General features: G+C 64.4%; 22 protein-coding genes. 12 read left to right on the top strand and 10 right to left on the bottom strand.

The window, feature by feature from the left end; all coding sequences use genetic code 11:
- Positions 1 to 9 precede the first annotated feature (9 nt).
- Positions 10 to 876: an alpha/beta fold hydrolase gene (locus B3T59_RS01715; RefSeq protein ID WP_064863979.1), complete on the bottom strand. Its 867-nt coding sequence runs from the start codon at positions 874 to 876 to the stop codon at positions 10 to 12.
- Between the two features lie 135 nt (positions 877 to 1,011).
- On the opposite strand from B3T59_RS01715, the gene B3T59_RS01710 reads away from it, so the two are divergent.
- From B3T59_RS01710 to B3T59_RS01690, 5 genes are all read left to right on the top strand, one after another.
- Positions 1,012 to 1,431 (top strand): MarR family winged helix-turn-helix transcriptional regulator, encoded by a 420-nt coding sequence (locus tag B3T59_RS01710; RefSeq protein ID WP_285897830.1) that lies wholly within the window; start codon positions 1,012 to 1,014, stop codon positions 1,429 to 1,431.
- Positions 1,432 to 1,585: 154 nt separating this feature from the next.
- The gene (locus B3T59_RS01705; RefSeq protein ID WP_287001347.1) at positions 1,586 to 2,092 is read left to right on the top strand and encodes an FxsA family protein; all 507 of its coding nucleotides are present in this window, start codon (positions 1,586 to 1,588) and stop codon (positions 2,090 to 2,092) included.
- Positions 2,093 to 2,129: 37 nt separating this feature from the next.
- A complete protein-coding gene (locus B3T59_RS01700; protein WP_251723550.1) occupies positions 2,130 to 3,755 on the top strand; it encodes an amidohydrolase in 1,626 nt (541 codons plus the stop codon).
- A gap of 258 nt (positions 3,756 to 4,013) precedes the next feature.
- Positions 4,014 to 5,585, top strand: coding sequence for an apolipoprotein N-acyltransferase (lnt, locus tag B3T59_RS01695; protein ID WP_287001352.1), 1,572 nt, complete (start codon positions 4,014 to 4,016; stop codon positions 5,583 to 5,585).
- Positions 5,569 to 6,375, top strand: coding sequence for a polyprenol monophosphomannose synthase (locus tag B3T59_RS01690; RefSeq protein ID WP_287001346.1), 807 nt, complete (start codon positions 5,569 to 5,571; stop codon positions 6,373 to 6,375). The genes lnt and B3T59_RS01690 overlap by 17 nt, the downstream gene beginning before the upstream one ends.
- Positions 6,376 to 6,550: 175 nt before the next feature.
- Here the strand turns inward: B3T59_RS01690 and B3T59_RS01685 are convergent, their stop codons facing one another.
- Positions 6,551 to 6,895 carry an RNA polymerase-binding protein RbpA gene (locus tag B3T59_RS01685; RefSeq protein WP_064867565.1) on the bottom strand — a complete coding sequence of 115 codons (345 nt, stop codon included), beginning with the start codon at positions 6,893 to 6,895 and terminating at the stop codon, positions 6,551 to 6,553.
- A 221-nt stretch (positions 6,896 to 7,116) separates the two neighbouring features.
- Here B3T59_RS01685 and B3T59_RS01680 point away from each other — a divergent pair, with 221 nt between their 5' ends.
- Together B3T59_RS01680 and B3T59_RS01675 are read left to right on the top strand one after the other, a co-directional pair.
- Complete coding sequence (locus B3T59_RS01680; protein WP_064864028.1) at positions 7,117 to 7,398, top strand: hypothetical protein; 282 nt, start codon at positions 7,117 to 7,119, stop codon at positions 7,396 to 7,398.
- The gene (locus B3T59_RS01675) at positions 7,395 to 8,480 is read left to right on the top strand and encodes a DUF475 domain-containing protein (RefSeq protein ID WP_251723553.1); all 1,086 of its coding nucleotides are present in this window, start codon (positions 7,395 to 7,397) and stop codon (positions 8,478 to 8,480) included. Before B3T59_RS01680 ends, B3T59_RS01675 begins: the two co-directional genes overlap by 4 nt.
- Here B3T59_RS01675 and B3T59_RS01670 read toward each other — a convergent pair whose 3' ends face one another.
- A complete protein-coding gene (locus tag B3T59_RS01670; protein WP_251723555.1) occupies positions 8,481 to 9,107 on the bottom strand; it encodes a hypothetical protein in 627 nt (208 codons plus the stop codon).
- Positions 9,108 to 9,376: 269 nt separating this feature from the next.
- Here B3T59_RS01670 and B3T59_RS01665 point away from each other — a divergent pair, with 269 nt between their 5' ends.
- The 3 genes from B3T59_RS01665 (at position 9,377) to B3T59_RS01655 (ending at position 11,082) form a co-directional block, all read left to right on the top strand.
- Complete coding sequence (locus B3T59_RS01665; RefSeq protein WP_064863990.1) at positions 9,377 to 9,598, top strand: DUF3263 domain-containing protein; 222 nt, start codon at positions 9,377 to 9,379, stop codon at positions 9,596 to 9,598.
- 378 nt (positions 9,599 to 9,976) lie between these two features.
- Positions 9,977 to 10,702: a VOC family protein gene (locus B3T59_RS01660; RefSeq protein ID WP_251723556.1), complete on the top strand. Its 726-nt coding sequence runs from the start codon at positions 9,977 to 9,979 to the stop codon at positions 10,700 to 10,702.
- Positions 10,699 to 11,082 (top strand): hypothetical protein, encoded by a 384-nt coding sequence (locus B3T59_RS01655; protein WP_082933767.1) that lies wholly within the window; start codon positions 10,699 to 10,701, stop codon positions 11,080 to 11,082. Before B3T59_RS01660 ends, B3T59_RS01655 begins: the two co-directional genes overlap by 4 nt.
- On the opposite strand, the gene B3T59_RS01650 is transcribed toward B3T59_RS01655, so the two are convergent.
- The 4 genes from B3T59_RS01650 to B3T59_RS01635 form a co-directional block, all read right to left on the bottom strand.
- A complete protein-coding gene (locus B3T59_RS01650; RefSeq protein ID WP_287001345.1) occupies positions 11,054 to 12,244 on the bottom strand; it encodes an FAD-dependent oxidoreductase in 1,191 nt (396 codons plus the stop codon). The genes B3T59_RS01655 and B3T59_RS01650 overlap by 29 nt on opposite strands.
- Positions 12,241 to 13,158: a DUF1295 domain-containing protein gene (locus B3T59_RS01645; protein WP_287001344.1), complete on the bottom strand. Its 918-nt coding sequence runs from the start codon at positions 13,156 to 13,158 to the stop codon at positions 12,241 to 12,243. Before B3T59_RS01645 ends, B3T59_RS01650 begins: the two co-directional genes overlap by 4 nt.
- Before the next feature lie 12 nt (positions 13,159 to 13,170).
- Positions 13,171 to 14,439, bottom strand: a complete 1,269-nt coding sequence (locus tag B3T59_RS01640) for an esterase/lipase family protein (protein WP_251723560.1) — start codon at positions 14,437 to 14,439, stop codon at positions 13,171 to 13,173.
- A gap of 76 nt (positions 14,440 to 14,515) precedes the next feature.
- The gene (locus B3T59_RS01635; RefSeq protein ID WP_251723561.1) at positions 14,516 to 15,586 is read right to left on the bottom strand and encodes a hypothetical protein; all 1,071 of its coding nucleotides are present in this window, start codon (positions 15,584 to 15,586) and stop codon (positions 14,516 to 14,518) included.
- 86 nt (positions 15,587 to 15,672) lie between these two features.
- Between B3T59_RS01635 and B3T59_RS01630 the strand changes: the two genes are divergently transcribed.
- On the top strand, positions 15,673 to 16,353 hold the full coding sequence (locus B3T59_RS01630; protein ID WP_251723562.1) for a TetR/AcrR family transcriptional regulator: 681 nt from the start codon (positions 15,673 to 15,675) through the stop codon (positions 16,351 to 16,353).
- A complete protein-coding gene (locus tag B3T59_RS01625; protein ID WP_251723563.1) occupies positions 16,350 to 18,716 on the top strand; it encodes an ATP-binding cassette domain-containing protein in 2,367 nt (788 codons plus the stop codon). Before B3T59_RS01630 ends, B3T59_RS01625 begins: the two co-directional genes overlap by 4 nt.
- Before the next feature lie 67 nt (positions 18,717 to 18,783).
- Here the strand turns inward: B3T59_RS01625 and B3T59_RS01620 are convergent, their stop codons facing one another.
- From B3T59_RS01620 to B3T59_RS01610, 3 genes are all read right to left on the bottom strand, one after another.
- Complete coding sequence (locus B3T59_RS01620) at positions 18,784 to 21,387, bottom strand: LuxR C-terminal-related transcriptional regulator (RefSeq protein WP_251723564.1); 2,604 nt, start codon at positions 21,385 to 21,387, stop codon at positions 18,784 to 18,786.
- A 60-nt stretch (positions 21,388 to 21,447) separates the two neighbouring features.
- Positions 21,448 to 22,554 (bottom strand): catalase family protein, encoded by a 1,107-nt coding sequence (locus tag B3T59_RS01615; RefSeq protein ID WP_287001343.1) that lies wholly within the window; start codon positions 22,552 to 22,554, stop codon positions 21,448 to 21,450.
- A gap of 21 nt (positions 22,555 to 22,575) precedes the next feature.
- Positions 22,576 to 23,654 (bottom strand): peroxidase family protein (locus B3T59_RS01610; protein WP_287001342.1); only part of this gene is annotated, 1,079 nt, incomplete at its 5' end.

Here is a 23,654-nt window from a genome sequence, read left to right as displayed (position 1 = left end):
AAGCGTGTGCTAACGCCCGGATTCATCGAGTGCGGCCAAAAGCACGTCGCCGAAGACGCTCGGGTACATCGGCAGGCTGTGGTGCGTTGCATCAGCGACTATCTCGACCTGTGCACCGGACCACGTGGAGTGGACGTTTTCCGCGATGCGAGCAACGTCGTGCACTCGGCTCTCCTTCGCAAGGATGACAGCGCGGTGCCTGACCTGCGGTCGCACGGACCGCAGGCGCCGAGGTATGACGAGTTTCGTCGTCGGCATCGTTGCGCCGAGTGCGGCTACGTCTGACCACGCCTCATCGAGCGGTCTGCGCCCGGTTTCCCACTCCAGAAACCGTCGTTCGCGGTTCTCGTTGGGAGACAGGAGAATCGGCAATGCATGGACGAGGTACCCGGTGCGCATACCACCGAAGACCGAGTTGGGTTCGACCAGGATCAGCCCGTCCGTCGGGAAACCACCACCGGCGAACGCGAGAGCGATCATCGCCCCGTACGAATGGCCTATGAACGTCGGTGTGTCGACGCCGAGCGTCGACACCGTGACAGCAAGCCAGTCCAGGAGGTCGGGGACTGACGAGATAGGCGTGCTCGACGGTGTTGACGCACCGACCTGACCCGGGATGTCGACCGCATAGACGCGGTGTCGGCGACTGAGTTGTTCGATCACCGAGTGCCACTCCGTCAGCGTTGCCCCGGAACCCGAAAGCAGAACGAGTGGTCGACCTGAATCGGGACCCGAAGCGACGACGTGCGTGCTGCCGTACGGCGTCGCGAGATCGAACCGACGGGTACCCGGTGGCCAACGATTGATGAGTGAGTCATATGCCTCGGAGAATCGTCTGCCTACGGGTGAGGCCAGAAAGGGTGTCGTCTCGCGCATAGTTACCTCGACAATCTAGTTACTTGTCGATCAAGCTATACCATCGTGGCGCTAAGGTCGAGAACCGTGACTTCCCGTGAGCGCGCAGATGAGAATGGACCGCGGTACCTGCTGATCCGTCAGTTGCGTGCGCTTATGACTGACCTGGACATTCGAGGAGCGCGGTTCGCAAGAACAGTGGACCTTCATCCAACCGATCTACGCGCACTGATTGCACTGCTCGACGCCGAACGCGACGCAGAGCCTGCGACCCCGGCCTGGCTGGGGAGAAAACTTGGAGGAGTGAACTCGGCGACCATTACGTCTGTGCTCGACCGACTCGAACGGGCCGGCCTCATTGAGCGCACCAGCGACCCTGGGGACAGACGCAAGGTCCTGCTCTCCGTCACCGATCGTGCTCGTGACACGGGTCGGGAGTTCTTCGGGACGCTCGTGGACGACGCGCTGACGGCACTTGACGAGTTCAGCAGCGACGAACTCGCTGTCATTGGACGGTTTCTCGGAGCAATGCGCGATGCATCTGACCGGAGCACAGACGACCAGAACCCTACGTAGCCGACCGGCCAGCTCATCTCGAACAGAAGAGTGTCAACCAGGGCGCTGCCCGGGAGCAAAATCGGGTGCTCGTTCGTTGGAAACACTGAATGCACATCTCCGATGCGGCGTCGGGTGTCGAAACTCACCTGCATCGGACCAGAAAGGCACACCCATGCGCTTCCCGTACTTCCTCGTCTACCTCGTGATCGAGATCGCCGTGTTCGTGGCCATGGTCATGACGCTCGGCTTCGCCTGGGCGGTGTTGATCACCATCCTGGCCTCCTTCGTCGGCTTCCTCATCCTTCGCTGGCAGGGCCGCAAGGTGTTCGGTGAACTCCGTCGCGCCTCGCGCAATGAAGTCGACGCTCGTGCCCCGCTGGCCGACACCGCCGTGGTGGGAGCCTCGTCGATCCTGCTGATCGCGCCCGGCCTGGTGTCCACCGTTGTCGGAACCATCGCGCTCCTTCCGCCGACGCGACGCGTCCTGCGTCCGGTGCTGGCCGCAGTCGGCACACGCACGATGATGTCGGCGATGACCCGCGCGGGTGCCTACGGACCGGCATGGGTCAAGCGGGGCACCGTCATCGACGGCACCGTCGTCGACGATCCCGCCTACTCCACACCGAACTCGTCAACCGGCTGGTCGGCCGACCAGCCGCAGCTCCCCCGGGGCCACTGACGCACCGGCCTCCCCACAGGGAGCACACTGAACAACCGTGGCAACCGAACTGCTCCTTGGTGGGACCGTCTATTCCTCTGCAACCCCCGACGCGACAGCCCTTGCCGTCACTGACGGCGTCGTGACCTGGGTGGGCGCAGACGACGTCGGGAGGGCACTTCATCCCGACGCCACGGTGACCGATCTGGAAGGGCATTTCGTAGCACCCGCATTCGTCGACGCACATGTGCATCTGACGTCGACGGGTCTTGCGCTCACGGGACTGACCCTCAACGACGCCGTCTCGCGCACCGACTGCCTCCGAATGCTCGCCGACGCCGTGTCGACCGTCGACGAAGGCGACCTCATCTGGGGCCGTGGTTGGGACAGTTCGACCTGGTCGGGCGCCGAGATCTCCGACGGTCGGTTCCCGACAACCGCCGACATCGACGCGATCGTCGGCAATCGTCCGGTCTACCTCGCCCGAGTCGACGAACATTCCGCCGTCGCGTCGACAGCGCTGCGACGCCTCGTCATCGGCTTGGAGGACGCGCAGGGCTACCACCCGGAGGAACCGCTGATCGCCGAGGCACATCACCTCGTGCGCGGTGCCGCACGATCGTTACTGAGTCCCGCGTCGCGGACCCGCGCACAACTGCGCGCACTCGACGCTGCCGCGGCGATGGGAATCGTCGCGATCCACGAGAACGGCGGACCCGACATCAGTGGTCTCGACGACTTCCTCGCCATCGGCGAACTCGACCATGCCGTCGAGGTCCGACGCTATTGGGGGCAGGCCGCGCAGAACGCCGATCACGCTCGCGAACTCGTCGCGATCACCGGCGCCGACGCGCTCGGCGGCGATCTCTTCATCGACGGAGCGGTCGGCTCGCGGACGGCGTGGCTCCTCGAGCCCTACCACGATGCACCCGACGTCACCGGTATCGACTACCTCTCGCCAGAGACCGTTCTCGACCACCTTCGCGCATGTACCGAAGCAGGGCTGCAAGCTGGCTTTCACGTGATCGGCGATGCGGCAACGGCGACGGTGGTGGGTGCACTTGACACGCTCGCGGCCGAGTTCGGCACGCCCGCGCTCGCGTCGCGCGCTCACCGGGTCGAACATGCGGAGATGGTCGACGCCTCCCAGGCTCAGACGCTGGCCGCGTGTGGCGTCGTCGCGAGCATGCAGCCACAGTTCGATGCGCAGTGGGGCGCACCGGGAAACCTGTACGCACAGCGTCTCGGCGACGAACGTGCCGCTCGGATGAACGATTTTGCCGCGCTCGCCAAAGCTGGCGTGGCCATGGCCTTTTCGTCGGATTCACCGGTCACCGCGATGGATCCGTGGATGACCATACGCGCGGCCGTCCATCATCATCAGCCTCGGAACGCCATCTCGGCGCGCGGTGCGTTCGCGGCCTCGACACGAGGCGGCTGGCGCGCGGGAGGAATCAATGACGGACTCACCGGCACACTGGCGGTCGGGGCACCGGCAAGTTACGCGGTCTGGGAAGTCGACGAGCTCGTCGTTGCCGGATCGCACGAGAGCGTGCAGCGCTGGTCGCTGGACCCACGATCACGAGTGCCCGCACTTCCCGACGTCTCTCCCGGCTGCGCGCTGCCACGATGCGTCCGGACTGTGCACCGTGGTCGCGACATCTACCGCGCCGAGGTTCACTGACCGGTGAGCGACTCGGTAGACAACGACGCCGTACACAAGAACGCCGTACACAAGAACGCCGTAGACAACGACGCGGTAGATGACAGTTCACCACACGACAAGACGCCGGGCCTCGACGACTCGGTGACCCCAAAGGAGTCGTCCGCCACCCGGACCGACACCTCCGAGCACACCGATCGACTCTGGTCGAGGCTGGCTGGTGCCCGCTGGACCCCACTCCTCGTGCGTGCGGCTCTGGCTGTCGTAGCGGGACTGGCGATGTGGTCGGCGTTCCCACCGCGCAACTGGTGGTTCATGGCGGTCATCTCGATGGGCCTGCTCTTCGTGGCGCTCTCCGGGCCGATCCGCGCCCGCCTCGGCGCTGTCGTCGGATTCATCTACGGGCTGGCGTTCTATATCCCGCTGCTGCCGTGGATCGGCGTGTACGTGGGACCGCTTCCGTGGATCGCCTTGTCCGTCGTGCTCGCGGTGTTCTCGGCACTCTTCGGTGTGTGCGCTGTGTTGACCATGCGACTCCCGTGCCCACCGCTGTGGTTTGCACTGTCGTGGGTCACTGTCGAGGCTCTTCGTTCGTCTGTTCCGTTCGGCGGATTCCCTTGGGGGAGAGCAGCATTCAGCCAGGTCGACGGACCGCTACTACCGCTCGCATCCATCCTGGGTGCGCCGGGCGTCTCAGCCGCCGTCGCGTTGCTCGGCGCAGCGGTGGCCTGGCTCATCATCGTCCTCGTCACGCGGGTCGTGACGGGCAGCGGATCAGTGGCACGCGCTGCGGCGTTGGCGGTCGTGTTGGCCCTTGTGGGGCCTATCGCGGCGATCGCCCTGACCCCCGACACACTCGACCGCAACGTCGCGTCGTCGTCGGTTCAGGTGGCTGCGGTGCAGGGGAATGTGCCAAGACTCGGCCTCGACTTCAACGCCCAGCGCAGGGCTGTTCTCGACAATCACGTTCGGGAGACCATGCGTCTTGCCGACGCCGTGCGGGCGGGAACCGCCGAACAGCCCGATTTCGTGGCGTGGCCAGAGAACGCCTCTGACATCTCGCCGCTCACCAACGCCGACGCCGCGCAAGAGATCACCGACGCATCGATTTCCGTTGGTGCGCCGATCCTCGTCGGGACGCTCGTGATGAATTCCGACGGTCGGCCGACGAACTCCGTCCTGGTGTGGGACGGCGCGAACGGACCCGTCGCCCGCTACGACAAGCACATTGTTCAGCCGTTCGGTGAGTACCTGCCCTGGCGTCCGTTTTTCAGCATGTTTTCGTCGTACGCGTCGATGGCCGGCAACTTCCGTCCCGGAACCGGTCCGTCGGCGATCACCGTCCCCGGACGCTCCGGCAACATCACCGTCGGTGTCTCCACGTGCTGGGAAATCGCTTTCGACAGGTCGGCTCGAGCCGCAGTCGACGACGGCGCCCGCATCCTCTACGTCCCGACGAACAACGCCACCTTCGGCAAAACGGAAATGACCTATCAGCAGCTCGCGATGTCGCAGTTCCGGGCCGTCGAACACGGCCGGGCAGTCGTCGTCGCAGCGACCAGCGGAGTGAGCGCGATCATCGAGCCCGACGGATCCATCTCACGTGAGTCGGGCGTGTTCACCCCGGCGGTACTCGCCGATCGCTTACCGTTGCACTCGGCCAAGACCGTCGCGACCGTCCTCGGGGCATGGCCACAGTGGATCATCGTCGTGGTGACGGTGGGTGGGCTTTTGGTCGTCCTGACGCGTCGTTATAGGTTCACTCTCGGGCCTTTTGGGGTCCGCGCCGGTGGCACACCGGTCGCACAGGGTGATGCAAGGGAGTCGGAGGAGCGTGGTGACAACGGGTAGCGGAGATGCGACCAGCCAAGACGAGGGCGGGATTGTCGCATCCGACGGCGCGCGCGCACTGGTCGTCATCCCCACGTACAACGAGCGCGAGAACCTTCCCCGAATTGTGTCGAGGGTGCAGACAGCCATGCCGGGCGTCCACGTGCTGATCGTCGATGATTCCAGTCCCGACGGCACCGGCGACGTAGCCGACGAACTCGCCGAGGGCGATGACGAGGGTCGTATCCATGTGATGCACCGCGTCGAGAAGGACGGCCTCGGCAAGGCCTACCTCGCCGGCTTCGAATGGGGCCTGCACCGCGATTACGCGGTCATCGTCGAGATGGACGCCGACGGCAGCCACGCACCCGAGCAGTTGTACCGCCTGTTCGACGCGGTGAACGACGGAGCCGACCTCGCGATCGGGTCGCGCTATGTTCCCGGCGGCAAGCTCGTGAACTGGCCCAGGTACCGCGAGGTTCTCTCGCGAGGTGCCAACACCTACGCACGTGTGGCACTCGGCACCAACGTGCACGACATCACCGCTGGTTACCGCGCATATCGGCGCAAGGTACTCGAGACCATCGACCTCGATACGGTCGAGTCGGCGGGCTACTGTTTCCAGATCGACCTGGCGTGGCGCACGCTCCAGGCCGGCTACGACGTTCGCGAGGTTCCGATCACCTTCACCGAGCGCGAGGTCGGCTCGTCGAAGATGAGCGGTGGCGTGATGGCAGAGGCATTCACCAGCGTCGCACGCTGGGGTATCGAGAACCGCTTGCACAAGATCGGGCTGCACAAGCGGGGATGACCGTGAGACGGTCGGGCCTTGAAGTTGACGGGTCCGAAGCCGATCGGCGGCCCGAGACGGGCACAGAGTCACCCCGAGACGGGCACAGGGTCACACTGAACCACCGATACGCAGCAGCCGGGTGGAGTCATATGACTGACTCCACCCGGCTGCTGCGTCATCTAAGACGCGTACGTCAGTTGGTGACTCCGCGACGACGCTGCTTGAGGAGGTCGAGCCGCTCATTGAGCAGCACCTCGAGCTCGTCTTCGCTTCGGCGCTCGAGCAACATGTCCCAGTGCGTTCGCGGAGGCTTGACCTTCTTCTCCTCGGGCTCTGCACCCTCGAGGATCGTGCCTTCCATACCGTTCTTGCACGGCCACTTCGACGGAACCTCGGCGTCGTCGGCGAAGGGGACGTCGAAGATTTCTCCGTTGTCGGTCCGGTACTGGACGATTCGTCGCGGAGCGAGATCGTGATCACGATCGGTCTCATAGCTCACCGCGCCGAGGCGGCTGCCCCGAAGTACTCGATCTGCCATTTGGCGGTGTCCTCTCGTTTCTCGAGCGCTGTCGAACGCTCAACACTCCTATTCTACGCGCCGACCGCGTCACTTCCGCATCACCGGCGACACGCAGCCCCGAGCCGCCGAACAAACCTCGACGATGAGACTTGGGTACGGTCATCAACGTGGAGCACACGACGAGCGGTACAACCCGATCGCGGCGGCGCCCCTACGCATGCGCCTGGTGCGGCCAGTCGATGGTCGACTCCGAGCACGGACGTCGGCGCAAGTATTGCAAGCGGTCGTGCCGTCAACGCGCCTATGAACAAAGAGCGCTCACGGAGGGCACTTCTATTCCCTCCGACGCCGTGATTCTGACTCAGGCAGAGGTGAGCGACTTCGGCGACCGTCTCTTCGCCCTGCGCTGCGCTGCGGAGGATCTCGCGACAGCGGTGGGCGAGAACGCTGACACGAGCACTGTTGCCGAGCTCGCGGCAGAAGTCGTGACGCTCGCCAAGGACGCCGAGCGACTCCGTTGATAGGGCGCATCTTCGGGCTGTCGATCGTCGTCACCGCCCTCGCGCTCATCGTCGCGTTCTTCTACGGGGGATGGGAGGCGGTGGCCCTCGCCGCGATACTCGGTGTTCTCGAGATCTCGCTGTCCTTCGACAACGCAGTCATCAACGCCACCGTGCTGGAACGGATGAGTGCGTTCTGGCAGCGCATGTTCCTCACCGTTGGCATGATCATCGCCGTTTTCGGGATGCGCCTGCTCTTCCCACTCATGATCGTCTGGGTGACGGCCGGGCTCAATCCTGTCGAAGCGTTCCGGCTTGCGATGAACCCACCGCCCGACGATGCCGACCACTTCGCCGACGGAAGCCCGAGCTATGAAACGATTCTCACCGACGCGCACCCGCAGATCGCAGCATTCGGTGGGATGTTCCTGTTCATGCTCTTTCTCAACTTCATCCTGAGCAATCGCGATCTGACGTGGTTGACGTGGCTGGAGCGTCCGATGTCGAAGATCGGACGGCTCAGTGCCCTCCCGGTCGTCCTCGCCTCCGTGACCCTGGTTCTGGTCGCAGAGTTCCTCGCTTCCGACGCGATCCGCTCGACAGTCCTCATCGCCGGAATTCTCGGCATGGTCACCTACCTCATGGTCGACGGCTTGAGCGCACTTTTCCAGTCCGATCCCGACCTGCACGAGGGTGGTCCGTCCGCCGGAGCGAAAGCGACCGGGAAAGCGGGATTCTTCCTGTTCCTCTATCTCGAAGTCCTCGACGCATCGTTCTCGTTCGATGGCGTCATCGGCGCGTTCGCCATCACCGCGGATCCGATCATCATCGCCTTGGGCCTCGGGTTCATCGGCGCGCTGTTCGTTCGGTCGATCACGATCTACCTGGTCCGCACCGGAACGCTGGCCTCGTATCGCTACCTCGAGCATGGCGCTCACTGGGCTATCGGTGCACTCGCCGTGATCCTGCTGCTCAGCATCGAGTTCCACATCAACGACATCGTGACCGGACTCATCGGTGTGGTGTTCATCAGCGCCGCACTGTTCAGCAGCGTGGTAGCGAACCGCCGCGACCAGCAGCGTGCACGTGCCGGCGGTCGCTGACTACTTCTTGTGCTTTTTCTGATCGGCACCGGTCGTCTGATTGAGCTTCTTACCTCGTCGCCGATACATGACGACGAAGATGCTCAGCAGAATCGCGACCAGCACGGCGATGATCACGCCCCAGGCGCTTGCCGCGCGAAATCCCGGTGCCCGCACGTTGAGGATCTGCTTGCCCACGTGTGCTGCATTGTTGTCGCCGAGCTGAATACTCAGTGTCAGCAGATTCGGGATCGCGACCACAACGCCGATCACCACACAGAGGATCGAGACGACGTTCTTCATCCGACCCCTGAACGCCACCGCGAGAACGAGCAACGATATGGGGATAAACGTGCAAACGAACCCGATCGACAGGCCACTGCCGATTCCCCGTCCCATCGAACCGTCGACGTTGCGACCGATCTGCTCTGCCCACCAGCGCGGCAGGAACGCCGCGAGAATGAAATAGATGATCACCGCGATTGCGACGGCGATCGCGACGAAGAGGAACTTCCGTGCTCCCTTGGCGAGTCGCTCGGAGAATGTCGGCTGAGTCTCCGCCGACGTCGAACTGACGGTCACGTCCTTGTCGGGACCCGGTTCGGGTGTCGACGAGACAGAAGCCTTGTTTGCCGAGTGCTCAGCCATGATTCTCAGCATAGGTCGACGACCCTTGGATCCGAGGCGCACTCGAACCTCTGGCGCGTCCGATGACAACTCGTTACCTTGCGGTGGCCGAGAGTTTTTGCGCCGCATGGCCAAATGGGTATCCATCGCGCCGGGCCGAGTGTACAAAGGACGTTAACAGCGGTGGGCTCGCTTTCCAGACCAGGGACGACGGACATTCGCCGGGGCCCGTTCCACATCCACCACATCCAATGATCGACACAGGTCACAGCACAAAGAGTGAGTACTTTATGGATCCGACTCAGCGTCAGATGCTCGACTTCGAGCAGAGCTGGTACGCACTCGGTGGGGGTTCGTCGCGCGAGATCAGCTCGCAGTTCGGACTGTCCGACCGCGACTTCTTCACACAGGTCCAGCACCTGCTGAACGCCGAACCACCGGTTACCCTTTCGAAGGGTCAACTTGCTCGGATGCGCGAGGTGGTCCGCAGCAGGATCTGGATGGCACGCTGAGGTTGACGGCCGCAACGCGGTCGTGGTGTCACGTCCGACGAGAGGAGTTGTGGTGCCGCCGTTCGCCGACGACGAACTCGACGAGTTCTATCGGCGTATCGAGGCGGGCACCGCGCACTCCGGGCACAGGCGCTCGTCGCCCTCTCGGTCCTCCCAGACACGTTCTTCGCAGAGTGGGTCGTCTCCCACGGCGGCCTGTCCGACACCGGAGAAGGACGCCTACCGCGACGTGCACGAGGTCGACGCCGCGGTCACCCGGATCCGTGCGGCCGGACGTTCGGGCCCGACGCTGCGTTCCTATGAATGTGTCTGCGGCTCTTGGCATCTCACTAGCAGGGCAGTGGAGATTCCGGACAAGCGGCGCAGGCGGAAACGCTCGTGACCGTAGTCGAATTGGCTGTTGACGATCTCACCGCGACCACCGACGCATACCGACGTCTTCTCGCGCGCGACGACAGCGCAGACGAGTACGCCACGTCGAACGCGACGCTGCGATTCGACCGCAGTCAGCTCGGGCACCGCGTGTTGTTCGACGTCGCAGACGCGTCGTCGTGGCAGACACTGCTGGAACGACGGGGACTCGACGCCCACCACCGCGAAACCGCAACAATCCACGTCGATGGACTTCCGGTCGGGGTGACCGAGTACCGCAAACCCCGGCCCCACGCGACGCTCAGCGCGGGTGACATCTCCGGCATCGACCATCTCGTGTTCCAGGCTGCCGGCCGTGACCACGCGGTGGCGCTGTTCGGTTCCACTCTCGGCCTCGACTTTCGTCTCGACAGGCACGTCGACGAGGGACTGCGCCAATTGTTCTTCCGCGCAGACGACCTCATCGTCGAAGTCCTTGTCACCCCCAACGGTCTCGAACCGACCGGACGCAACCTGCTGGCCCCGCCGATCGCACTGTGGGGGATCGCTTGGGCGACAACCGATATCGAAGCATCACAGACGCGGCTGGCTAGTGCGGGGTTTACGGTCTCGCAGGTTCGCACCGGCCGCAAACCCGATACCCGGGTGGCAACAGTGCGGTCTCCGGCTCTCGCCACCCGGACCTTGATCATCGAACCTGCTCGATCAGTCACAGCGAAGGAGACGTCGTGAACCAGACGAGCCAGTCCGACGGGCCCAACCGGTTTCAGCGGGTGGCAGGCGCGGTCAACAGGACGGTCGTCCTCCCACTCCTGCGCATCCCCGGACTCGACGGCCTGCTCGGCCGTGCATTCACCACTGTGTCGTACACGGGCCGCAAGTCCGGTAAGCACGTCACCTTTCCGGTGAACTATGTGCGATCGGGCGACACGGTCACGATCGGCGTCGCCATGCCCGACCGAAAGACGTGGTGGCGCAACTTCACCGGCGACGGCGCACCGATCAGCGTGACCCTCGACGGAGAGAACCGGACGGGTCACGCCGTCGCATCGAAGGACAGCAAGGGATCGGTGCGGGTCAGAGTCACTCTCGACCACGACGCTGCGCACTGACCCCGCCCCGCCGCACGCCACCGCTCCGCCGCACCCCACCGTAGATGCCGCGCCGCACGATCAGCGGCTGCAGTACCGTGTCGACGGTCCATCGTGGGAATCGGAAGCGGATTCCGTTGGGGGAGAACACGTCCAACCCGTTGTCGCTGGGCCCGAACACCGACCCCCACCGGTGCTGCGCCGGATGGTACCGGCGAGTCCCGCGGCCGTCGAGGTAGGCGAGGACGTTGCGGGCCACCAGGCGGTCGGCGCGGTTGCGAGCCGAGCCGCGCAGCGGATCGGTGTCGGCGACATCCCCGACGGCGAACACTCCCCGGTACCCGGGCACGCCGAGATCATCGTCGACGCGAACGAACCCGCGGTCCGTCAGCATGTCCGAGGGGAGCCACGTCGTGTTCGGTGATACCCGACCGACCGCCCAGATGATCGCGTCCGCGTCGACTGCCGCTTGTCCGGTGCTCCAGTGGATCGACCCGGCGCCGATGGCTTCGAGCTCGGTATCGGGTGGTAGCACCGCCCGATGTCCGCCCTGTCGGTCGACGCCCGACGACTCCAGTCGTCGTGAGACCTTTCGGCGTGTGCGGTCGTGGTGTCGGGGGAGTGGTAGATCGCCGGGATGGTAGAGCGCGACACGCTTCTCCGGCCAGCGTCGACGCAGTTGGGCGGCCGAACTGCACGCCGCTGCTCCGCCGCCGACGACCGCGATCGACTGCGCGTGGGCCAGGCGGCCGTGCACGTTGTGCAGCGCGGTGTCGACGTCGTCGCTGTCCTCGAGCACCGGCTGGCGCCAGAATCCGTTGGCGACACCTGTCGCGATGACGAGCGCGTCGTAGGTGATCTCTTCGACCGGACCAGGTGGTGTGCGCAGTCGAAGCGTTCGCCGGTCGGGGTCGAGATCGAGGATCTGCCCGTGGCGGATGTCGACGGGATCGAGTCGACGCATCCGCTCGAACTCGACACGGTAGTCGCGCGCCCACCGGTCCGGGTAGGCGATCCGCAGTCCTACCTCCTGCCCGCTGACCAGTGCGGGCCGCAGCGAGACTGCGACGACGCTGCTTCGGCGCGCGAGGTGCATCGCGGTGAGCACACCGGAATCACCCATGCCTGCGACCACGACGCGCCGAGTTGTGCGGTTGTGAGAATGTGGCGCTGCTGAACTCACCCGCTTCGCCTCGCGCCGTGGCTGGTTCGGGAGCTGGGCCGGGGCACCGGCAGAAACTTGGGCACACGCGCGATGACGTCGGCGTAGGCCGGGCGCCGTTCAAGACTGCGCTCTTCCATCATCGGAATGCTCGCCCCGAGGAACATGGCCAACATCGCGCCCGCACCGATCCACAACCACCATGCGTCAGCAGGGGCTGCGGCGATACCGAACAGCAGGATCGACACCCAGAACAAGAACTCGCCGAGGTAGTTCGGGTGCCGCGACCACGCCCAGAGGCCGATGTCGACGGTCTGACCGGGCTCGCTCGACTGGCGGAACAGTCGCAACTGTCGGTCGGCGACCGATTCCAGGGTGATTGCTGCGAGTCCGACGACGAACGCGATGACGCTCAACCACATCAGCCCGGCGTCGGCTCGGGTGAGCGCGACGTACGCCGGGATCATCGCGAGGAAGACTTGCAACGTAGGGATGAGGTGAATGGCGAAGAGGTCGGCGAGGAAGGAGAACTTTCCGGCACGTCCCCGCAGCAGCTCGTAACGCCAATCCTCGTGGACCAGCCCGCGAAACGACCTGACCCAGTTCTCCGTCAGCCGCGCGGCCCAGACCACGAGAACGACGCCGAGGAGGGCGCACCGCCACTTCGCTTGGGAGCCACCATGTATGGCATCGCCCTCGACCCACCAGAACAGGGCGAGAAATACCGGGACGACACTCCAGTAGGCGTCGTAGCAACTCGAATTTCCGACCGACCGACTCACCGCGAAGATGACGAGCGTGGCGAGTATGTCGGCAATGAGCGTGTCCGCCCACAGTTGTCCGACGCTAGGTCCCCATGTCAGCCACAGCAGCGCAACCGCCAGGGCAACGATGTACGCGGCGGTGATCACCACCAACGACGCTCGTCTCCCCATAGAGGGATGGTGTCAGGCGACGCTCCACTTCGCGGCGTTTTGGCCGCGCCCGGGCGGCAGTGCGCGTCGGGGTCTCAGGTGCTCGAGAAGCCAACGGTAGACAGCGTCGTCGTTGAGCAGGGTGAAATGGCTGGCCCCACCCAGATGCAGCCCGTGGTCGATATCGAATCCGACGCTGCGAGCACGACTTTCACCACGACCGCTGGGCGTCAGAACCAACCCGTCACCGATCAGCCTGCCGAGCGGATGGTTGGGATCGCGCGTCAGCGATGCGGTGACGAACAGGTGCCGCGCGTGCGGTAGCAGCGGTATCGCGGCGGCGGGATTCTGCCGGAAGGCGTCCGGGTCCCGGCCACTCCAGTCGTCGTCGACAAGGCTTCCGTGGAAGAGATCGCGCACGCCCGCGCTGCGTCGTGCGAGAAGGTTTCCGAACGGGGCGGTGACCGAAACGGACCGCAGCGCCCCTGTTGCGAAATGCACGGTACGAGCCAGCGGAGCTCCGAAATGCGGCGTTCCGAGACCGACTGTCTCCGTGACCAATCCGCACCAATAGGCGTTCTCGGTGGCAGCGCTGTGGCATGCACTTCGGATAATCAACCCGCCCATCGAGTGCCCGACGAGGGTCAGTCGCGTCACGGGCACCGGCCACTGGAGCGTCAGATCGTTGAGTAGCACAGCGAGTTCGCGCCCGTTGTCGCTGATATGGCGTCCGGTGTTGAAACGCAGCCGCACCTCGGTCGCGTCGATGTCGGCGGCGAGCCGCTCACCGTAGGTCGGACGACGACCTCTGCACCACGCAAACTCGGACTCCATGAGTCCGTGCAGAAATACGACGACGTGCCCCCTGGCCTCAGGGAAAGCCGCACGGAGGGCTTCGGCCTCGACCGCCACAGTCGTACCACCGACCCGGATCGACATCGGCTGCGCCAACGGCGACCGCTGATCGGCGAGCGAGTCGCCGATGAGTCCATCGAGAACGGCGACAACCTGTGCGCCGCGCGAGCCTTCCGATGGAGAATGGCGCGGCTCGGGGAGCACGGCACCCACCTCAGAAATGGCATCCAGCACGGCGGAGACCGAATTGTAGGTCGTGTCAGCCACCGCGTCGTGAAGCAGATGAGCCGATCGACTCGACGAGCCGCCGAGTCGATCGGTCACCGCGAACACACGATCGGTTACCGCGTGATGCACTTTCGCAACGCCGCGAATGGCGCCGGCGAGTTCACTGCACCCCAGCTGCGCCAGCGCCGCCAGTTCGTTCGGCGCGATGTTGTCGGTCACGACAAACAGAGTACAACTGTTCACTCACTTCCGGGAGCTGTTGCCGCAATCGCAGCCCCGACCACGAATCGACTGACTACGCATCGACGGTCTCGCGGTAGCCGAACTCGACGACATCCACATCTGCGACGTGCCGACGCCGCTCGCGCGCGAGTCCCAGGCCGTAGAGGACCAGACCTCCGAGAAGCCAGCAGCCGAGCACGATGAGCGGGTGTGCGATGGCATTGCCGTGGAAGAACACCACATCTCGCAGCAGCGATCCCGTTGCGCCCGGCGGCAGGAGCTGGCCGATCGCACCCCACGGAGTGGGTAGCAGTTCGGGGGCGCTCGAGAGTCCCGACAGTGGGTTCCCCAGGAGGATCAGTGCAATGGCCGCTATGACCAGACCCGCGCCCCCGAGCGCTTCGCGAAGTCCGAGTACCGCAAAGCAGGTGGCCGCGATACCGAGCATGGCCGCCAGCGATGTCAGCCAGTAGTTCCCGTCGAACGTGCCGACCAGGAACTGCAGAATCGCGATCAGCGCGAAGCCACCGACGACCGACACGCCCAGCGCCGCGATCATCCGACCACCCGCCGAGCTGATCACGAGCATGATCACCATCGCACTGATCCAGCCGCCGAGCGCCAGGGGGAGCGCACCGGCCGCCAATCCGGCACCGCGCGGATCCTTGGACGGAAAGCTACGCACGTCGACGACGCGAGTCTGTGCGTGAGTGGCGTCGGCGACCCGTTGTCCCATTGTCTCGATCATCGTTGCCACGGTGGGACTCGCCGCGCTGGCGATCAGCACGGTGAGGTCCGCTCCGGGCTTGACGACCAACGCGCCGTAGATCGCGCGCGTCTCTATCGCGTCGCGCGCGGCCGCCTCGCCGGAGTACGTCGTCACATCGAACGAGTCGCCGGTCGTGCGATCGACCTGATCAACCACCTGCTCAGACCCGACGACCCCGATCGAAACGTGATGGGGGGCCGACCGCGCAGCGGGAAGCGCGAACATCGTGACCATCACCGACAACAGAACCGCGGTGCCGATGACGACGGCCAACACTTTCACGACCGGCGGTGGTCCCTTTTTCGCCTGGACGTGTGCCGGGATGTCGGTGCGGGTCGTCGCACCAGACGTCGTCGTGGGCTCGTCGGCACTCATCGCGCCTCCTTCACATTAGATACGGTACGTTTCTTAGGAGAGTAGAACGATCGGATAAGATACGCAACGTATCGAAAGGATTGGGTGTGACCAGACGTCGCCGTGGCACAGAACTCGAAGCAGACATCCTTGAAGCCGTCCGAGCCGAGATCGCCGAACGCGGATACGCCGCGCTCACCTACGAGGGGGTCGCGGCCGCCGCCGGAACAAGCAAGACCGTCCTGTACCGACGTTGGGACACGAAGGTCGAGATGGCGATGGCGGCGATGGTCGACGTCGCCCGCGAGGTTCTGACTGTCCCGGACACCGGATCGCTCGCAGGCGACCTACAGGCGATCCTTGCCCGAATGCGGGTGAGGCTGGCCGAGCTGGGCCCCCGGACGATCCGCTCGCTGCTCGCCGACTTGCCCGAGGGTTCCACCAATGCAGTCATCGGACTGATCACCAGCCACGTCGACGACGTGATGGCTCCTGTGCTCGAACGCGCTCGCGCACGTGGCGAACTCGGACCGCACCCGCTTCCGCCCCGCGCCGCAACGCTGCCCTTCGATCTCGCCCGACACGAGATCTTCATCACCGGCGGCATGTCGGAGGAGACCATCGACGAGATCATCTCGGTGTGCGTCGTCCCGCTCTGGACGACGCTGACCAACACTTGCGAGTCCAGTGCTCCCGAGACCAATACTCTCGAGTCCGATACCCCCCAGACCAACACGCACGAGACCGACCGCAACATCACGTCGTCGAGAGGGATGACCCAGACATGAGTTCGTCAGCACCGCCGGCCGCCGATCGTCACGACGAGATCCGCGTCGTCGGCGCGCGAGTCAACAATCTGAACGACGTGACCGTCGTCCTTCCCAAACGACGACTCACCGTCTTCACCGGCGTCTCCGGATCCGGCAAGAGCTCGCTCGTGTTCGGCACGGTGGCCGCAGAGTCGCAACGGCTGATCAACGAGACCTACAGCGCATTCGTTCAGGGATTCATGCCGTCGCTGAATCGGCCGGATGTCGACGTCCTCGACGGCTTGACGACGGCGATCATCGTCGACCAGGAGCGTCTCGGTACCGACCCCCGTTCCACTGTGGGAACGGCGACGGACGCGAACGCGATGCTCCGCATCCTCTTCAGCCGACTCGCGACGCCACACATCGGTTCGGCACAGGCTTACTCGTTCAATGTGGCGTCCGTCAGCGGCGGGGGTGCCGTAACGATGGAGAAGGCGGGCCGAAAGGTCAAGGAGCGGCGCACTTTCGAGGTCGTCGGCGGAATGTGCCCTCGGTGTGAGGGTAGGGGATCGATCTCGGATTTCGACCTGACAGCGCTGTACGACGCCTCCAAATCCATCAATGACGGCGCGATCACCGTCCCCGGCTACAGCATGGACGGATGGTACGGGCGCATCTTCCGCGGCTGTGGCTTCTTCGATCCCGATACACCGATCGAGAAGTTCACCACGCGTCAACTCGACGCTCTGCTCTACAAGGAACCGACACGGATCAGGATCGACGGTATCAACGTCACCTACGAGGGCCTCATCACCAAGATCGGAAAGTCGTTCCTGGCCAAGGACAAAGACGCGCTCCAGCCCCACATCCGCGCGTTCGTCGACAGGGCGATCACCTTCTCGGTCTGTCCGGACTGCCAGGGGACACGACTGTCAGAGAAGGCACGCAGCTCGACGATCGGTGGCGTCAGCATCGCCGATGCGTGCGCGATGCAGATCACCGATCTCGCCGACTGGGTCGGCTCGCTGGACGAACCGACACTCGCACCGCTGCTCGAATCCCTGCGCGCCACACTCGACTCATTCGTCGACATCGGTCTTGGGTATCTCTCGCTCGACCGCCCGTCGGGGACGCTATCGGGCGGAGAAGCCCAACGCACCAAGATGATTCGCCACCTCGGCTCGGCGCTGACCGACATCACCTACGTCTTCGACGAGCCGACGGTCGGGTTGCATCCACACGACATCGACCGCATGAACCGGCTTCTCCTGCAATTGCGGGACAAGGGCAACACGGTACTGGTCGTCGAACACAAACCCGAGGTGATCGCCATCGCCGACCACGTCGTCGACCTCGGACCACGCGCGGGTACCGGCGGCGGCAACGTCGTCTTCGAAGGCTCGGTGGACGGCCTGCGCGCAAGCGACACGCTGACCGGACGTCACCTCGACGACCGCGCCACCCTGAAGACGCAGGTGCGGGAACCCGACGGAGCGTTGGAGATTCGCGCAGCGAGTTCGCATAACCTGAAGGACGTCGACGTCGACTTCCCACTCGGCGTCCTGTGTGTGGTCACGGGCGTAGCCGGCTCCGGGAAGAGCTCTCTTGTCGACGGATCGCTGTCGGGCCGCGACGACGTGATCACCGTCGATCAATCCGCGATCAAGGGTTCGCGGCGTAGCAGCCCGGCCACGTACACCGGCCTCCTCGAGCCGATCCGAAAGGCATTCGCAAAGGCAAACGGAGTGAAACCTGCGCTGTTCAGCGCGAATTCGGAGGGTGCGTGTCCGAACTGTAAGGGCGCGGGCGTCATCTACACCGATCTCGCGATCATGGCCGGGGTCGCCGTCACCTGCGAGGTGTGCGAGGGCAAGCGATTCCAACCAGAAGTGCTCGACTACTTGTTCGGCGGACGGGACATCTCCGAGGTCCTCCACATGTCGGTCGACGCGGCACTCGAGTTCTTCTCCGCGGGTGAGTCGAAAGTCGCTGCCGCGCAGAAGATCCTGAAGCGGCTCGCCAACGTCGGACTCGGCTACCTGACGATAGGGCAACCGCTCACGACGCTCTCCGGCGGAGAACGACAACGGCTCAAACTTGCGACGCACCTCGGCGACAAGGGCGGGATCTTCGTTCTGGACGAGCCGACGTCGGGCCTGCATCTTGCCGACGTCGAGCAACTCCTCGGACTACTCGACAGCCTTGTCGACGGTGGCAGATCGGTGATCGTGATCGAGCATCACCAGGCGGTGATGGCGCATGCCGATTGGATCGTCGACCTCGGTCCCGGCGCCGGTCACGACGGTGGCCGAGTGGTGTTCGAGGGCACCCCGGCCGATCTCGTCTCAGCAGGTTCGACACTGACGGCACAGCATCTCGCCGACTATGTGAAGAACTGAATCCACACGAGCGCGGCGATTCGAAGTCTCAGCATCTCAGCCGTCCCGTACTCAGCCGCCCTGTATCTCACCCGACCTGGGCGTCGTTGACGACGCCCGCCAACGAGTCGCGGTCGGCGACGTCGAGCTTGATGCAGGCGCGGTAGATGTGACCCTCGACAGTTCGAACCGAGACGGTCAGGCGTTCGGCGATTTCGCGATTGGTCAGGCCGCGACCGATGAGAACCGCGATCTCGCGCTCCCTAGCCGTGATCGGCAGCGGTCGTGCCGTCGCCCGGATCGCGGGCGTTGTCGCTCCATCGCACGCTTTCGACAACGCGAGGACTCTGGCTGAGCAGGCCGTGGCGTCTCCGCGTCTTTTCGCACGGTCGTACAACTGTGCCGCCTGTGCCGCGGCATCGGCCGCCGACAGCAGGAGTCCGGCATCCTCGAAATCGTGTGAGGCCGCGGCCAATTCATCTGGATCGCTCGCAGCGAGGGCCGCTGCGTGCCGTGCGTAGACGTGGCCCAGGTCTCCCTGGATGAGTGTCGCGAGCTCCGCGAGACGCGGAGCTGTGGTCTTGTCGCCGAAACGAGTCGCGTGGTGAAGGGACTCGGCCTCGAGTGCGAGTTGGCCGGAGTCGTGAGCGATCGCGGCCGCGTCATGCGCGTGGTCGATCGCCGCGCGTTCGGCGCCCTGCGCCGCAGAGATCCAGGCTTGCGCGAGCACCCTCTGCGAGTCGTGGATCGCCAGGTGCGGGCCGCGGTGCTCATCTGCGTCCCGGAGTACCCGTTCGGCTTCGTCGACGTCGTTGAGCGCCGCGTACGCCCGTACCAGAATCAACCGGCCGGGCAGGCGCCACGGGAGTGGTTGTTTGGCGTTGAGAGCGGCCAGTGCCTGTTCGAACTCGCTGATCGCCTCACGAAACGAACCGCTGTACGTCGCCGCAACACCTGCCGCGATCTTGGCGATCGCCCATCCGAGGAACTGACCCGAGGAGGAGAACTGCGTGTACTCGGTGGCGCGGTTTCGAGCCTCCTTGAGGTCGCCGACCATCGTGAGCGCCAGGACGTCGCAGTAGCGCACCATGACGCTGATCATCCCGTCCGTCGCCTTCTTCTTCGCACGGGTGCGCTCGGCGTACGGGGCGTAGTCACGTCCACGCCCGGCGATGGACATGGCCAGCCCCGCACCGAAGGCTGCGAAGTCGATCGCCTGCGAGGGTGCGTTGGAACTTTCGAGGACGTGCTCGGCGAGCGCGATTCCCTCGTCGATCCGGTTCTCGTGGACGGCCATCGCCGCGGCAACCGCGTCGACGACGAGTCGTAACGTCGGATGCTCGACCTTCTCGTTGAGCAGTTCGAGCATGCGATGACTTTCGTCGACGTCGCCGAGCATCCAGAAGATCAGGCTCATGCGCGATACCGCCCACACCACGAGCTCGAACTCGTTGAACGACTCGGGGTCGAACTCGGTGAAGACGGCGTCGGCTTCGACGACCCGCCCCTGCCACATGATCGCGCGGGACAGCAGCTCTCCGGCGGTCAGACTGCCGTCGTGTTCGTAGGCGACGCGGGCCAGACGCTCGCCGAGCGGGAGATTCGCCAGGAAGATCGCATCTTTCGCCGCAGCGATCAGCAGGCTCGTGTCGACGTCGCGATGTGCGTCGACGCTCAACTGTGCGAGCCGGATGCGCTCGGCAGCGGTATCGGTTGCGTGGTCGCGCAACGCGTCGACGAGTTCGGCGCGCAGGCGTCGAGCCGCAATGGTGCTGATACGTCGGCGAACCACGTCACCGTAGAGCGGGTGGGCGAACCGGACATTGGTCGTGTTGCCGTCGCGAGTGGTCTTGATCAGCCCGATGGTCTCGGCCTCGTCGACGGGTTCCTCGCCGACCAGCCCGATCAGGAGGTCGATGTCGATGGGCTCGTAGAGCGACAACACCTTGAGCGCATCGACAACTTGCGGCCCCGCACGGTCGAGACGGTCGTCGAGCAATGCCACCAGGCCGGAGGGAACAGCCGTCGGGCCTCGCAGTTGCCAGACGCCAGACACCTCCGACAACGCATCGGATTCGATAGCGCCCTCGATCATGTTCCGCAGGAACAGCGGATTTCCGCCGGACGAGTCCCAGATGACGTCGGCGCTCAACCCCTCCAACGAGCCGCCGAGGACACGTTCGACCAGTTCAGCGCACTGCTCTTTGGTGAGGTTCTGCAGTTCGAGCCGGTGGAGGTAGCCGTCCTTCCACAGCGAGGTCACCGCATCAGGCACCAGTTCTCCTGTGCGCACCGTCGCGATGATGCGGGCGCTGCGATCAATGGCGATCTGGTGCAGCAGCGTCGCCGAGAGCTGATCGAGCATGTGAGCGTCGTCGATTCCGATGACCGTCCCCGGTTCAGCGACGAGCGTCTCGCGCGCGGAGACCAGCGCCGCGATCGGGTCGCGCGACGCGGTGGGAGCGACCCACGGCGCGAAGGCGCCCAGGGGGATGGCGCGCGAAGACTCCGTACACGCCGCCCAGCGGACAGACCTACCGAGAGAATCGGTGACCATCCTGGCGAGCGTGGTCTTGCCGACCCCCGCGGGCCCGACCACCACCACTCCACAGCGATCCCCTGATCGCAAGAGCGCGGAGCGGATGAACTGTTGCTCGGCGGGCCGGCCGAGGAGTTGCCAGCGCCCTTCCATGGTTGAGCAGTATAGGGCGATTTGCCAGAAATTGAGTCGTGAAGGTTCGAGTAAGGAAACTCACTCGGGGAGGTCGGCCTCACTCGTCGGCTCGCACATCGGAGCATTGTTCTTCTGATGTCGGAATCGACTCGACGCGTCGTACACGTCGCGTTTGAGGCGATTAATGGATCCGAGCGGGGTATGCGCCTTCAGTCCGCGCCAGGAATTGAACGAGAGGACGTCGTCACCGTATGCGCGTCGCGCAGGCGTGTAGGGATCCTGAGTCAGAAATCTGATCGTCGCAACGGTTCGATGCGGCGACTCTTCTTCTGACCATGATCGCGTGGCATCGTCAATCGGCATTCGGTCGATATTCGTACACAGTTGCACGCGCAGTTCATACTCAGCCGTGTGCGAGCCGAAGAAATCGACCGTCATGTCCTGAAGCGCGTTAACGCCACGATAGTCAGGCGTCGGCTGGCCTGCCAGCGCGCACACCTCAGCGGACGAGGGCGCGTACAACATTTTCGCGACATGTTTTCCGTAGCGCAGCGGAGCCGACGTATAGAAGGTGTCGCCGAGAATGTGTGTGTTCTCCTTGATGAAAACCCGCAACGTCTCCGGAAGCGGATGCCCGATCTTGGTCAGAATCCGGGAGTCGAGCGCCGCCAACAACCGCTCGCCGCACCCGAGGACGGGATCGGAGACTCGGGCGAGCAGCACTGCGGTCGGCATACCCTTGGTGAGATAGTCCTTCGCATTCGCGAACAAGAACTCTCGATGGGTCACCATGATGAAGTCCTGGGTGACGGCGGTGTCGTCGGGTAATGCGCGCTCGGCGGTCGGATCGACGCCGATGACCTTGATGCCGAGGCCGCGGACGCCTCTCATCTGGTCGGTACGGATGGCTCCCGACGTGCTCGACAAGCGAGCGATGATCGGGTACGTCCGTGGTTCCGCGAACAATCCCTGGGCGAGCTCTTCTGGCAGATCGGCGTGAACTTCGAGTTGACCGCGTAGTACGGCGTGGGTCTTGGCGTGGGCGTCCCGGACGCCGCGCTTGTACTTGGCGTAGGCGTGCTCGTTGTTCGTGCGCAGGATCTGCACCATCTTCGCCACCACTTCCGCCTCGCCAGGCGGGGTGTCCTCCATCTCTGGCTCCCACAACACGTATTCACGGCTCATTGTCAGAGTCCTTTCGGCGCGTCAGGTCGAGGGCCACGGTGCGAATGGGTTGGTGACCTTTGTGAGCACCGGGGTGAGCGTGGGGAAGTGGCGGAGCAGAACAGTGCGCATCGTGTTGTCGCGGATCCACGCCATCCCCGCTTCGGTGTAGACGTCTGGGGTGAAGTCTGTCGTCAGGAATCGATCAGCGGCGATCCTGCGTGATGCCATCAAGATGAAGACGCGAAAAGCGGTGTCGGAGAATCCGAAGCCTCGAGGTTTGCGTTCTGCGTAGAGACCGATCATCAGATCGACGTCGTCGATGTCGGGGTAGATCCGCTCGAGTTGCTTCGCCCACTCGGCATTGTCCGTCAGATCGCTGAAGCTCTTCGCGGGCCGGAGTCGGAAATGTCGCCGGAACTCGTTGTAGCGGGGGACTCCTCGTTCTCTGCCGCGCAGGACGTCAACGGTGGCGAGGTCGATCGCCTCGCCGGTCGGCCGCGCGAGGTCACGTAGAGCGGCCGGGAAGTTGTGAAGGGTCAATGCCCCGGGAAAGGCCCTGCCGAACGAATACAGCAGATCGTCCATCGACCAATCGGCCATTCGTTCATGCACGTGGTCGGCGAGAAGCTCGTCGAGCCGGTAGGAGCGGCGGGTCTGACCGGTGGCGAGACTGCGCACATCGAGCTGGTCAGGTAACAGCGGATGCATGCGGTAGACCGCGACGAACTCCTCGGTCAACGAGAAGGGAACCCCGTCGAGATCGGTTCTGCCACCTGGGATTCCGAAGAGGATCTCGTTGTCGACGAGTCGACCGAACTTCGTGGTGAAGTTCTCACCGAGTATTCCGTACCAATTCGCATGCATGCCCGTCACGGTTGTGGGGTGCGCGATGATCGCAGGCGTCCAGTCGACGGTGTGTATCTTGGCCATCAACGCCGAGTTGACCAGTCGCGCAACGTTGTACAGCCGATCTTGATCCTTCTCGAGGTCGGGGTATGCGACCGTCAGTCGTCGACATATCGCATTGTGTTCCCTCAGGAACAACGACTGCATCAGCGCGAGTCCCAGCCACGAATTCGCCTTGGGTCCGTTCGCATCCAGCAATTGCTCTGCCGCCA

The organism is Gordonia sp. UBA7860, assembly GCF_002500165.1.
Lineage (GTDB): Bacteria > Actinomycetota > Actinomycetes > Mycobacteriales > Mycobacteriaceae > Gordonia > Gordonia sputi.
Note: the sequence above shows the minus strand (reverse complement) of the source record. Positions and strands in the feature narration are given on the sequence as shown.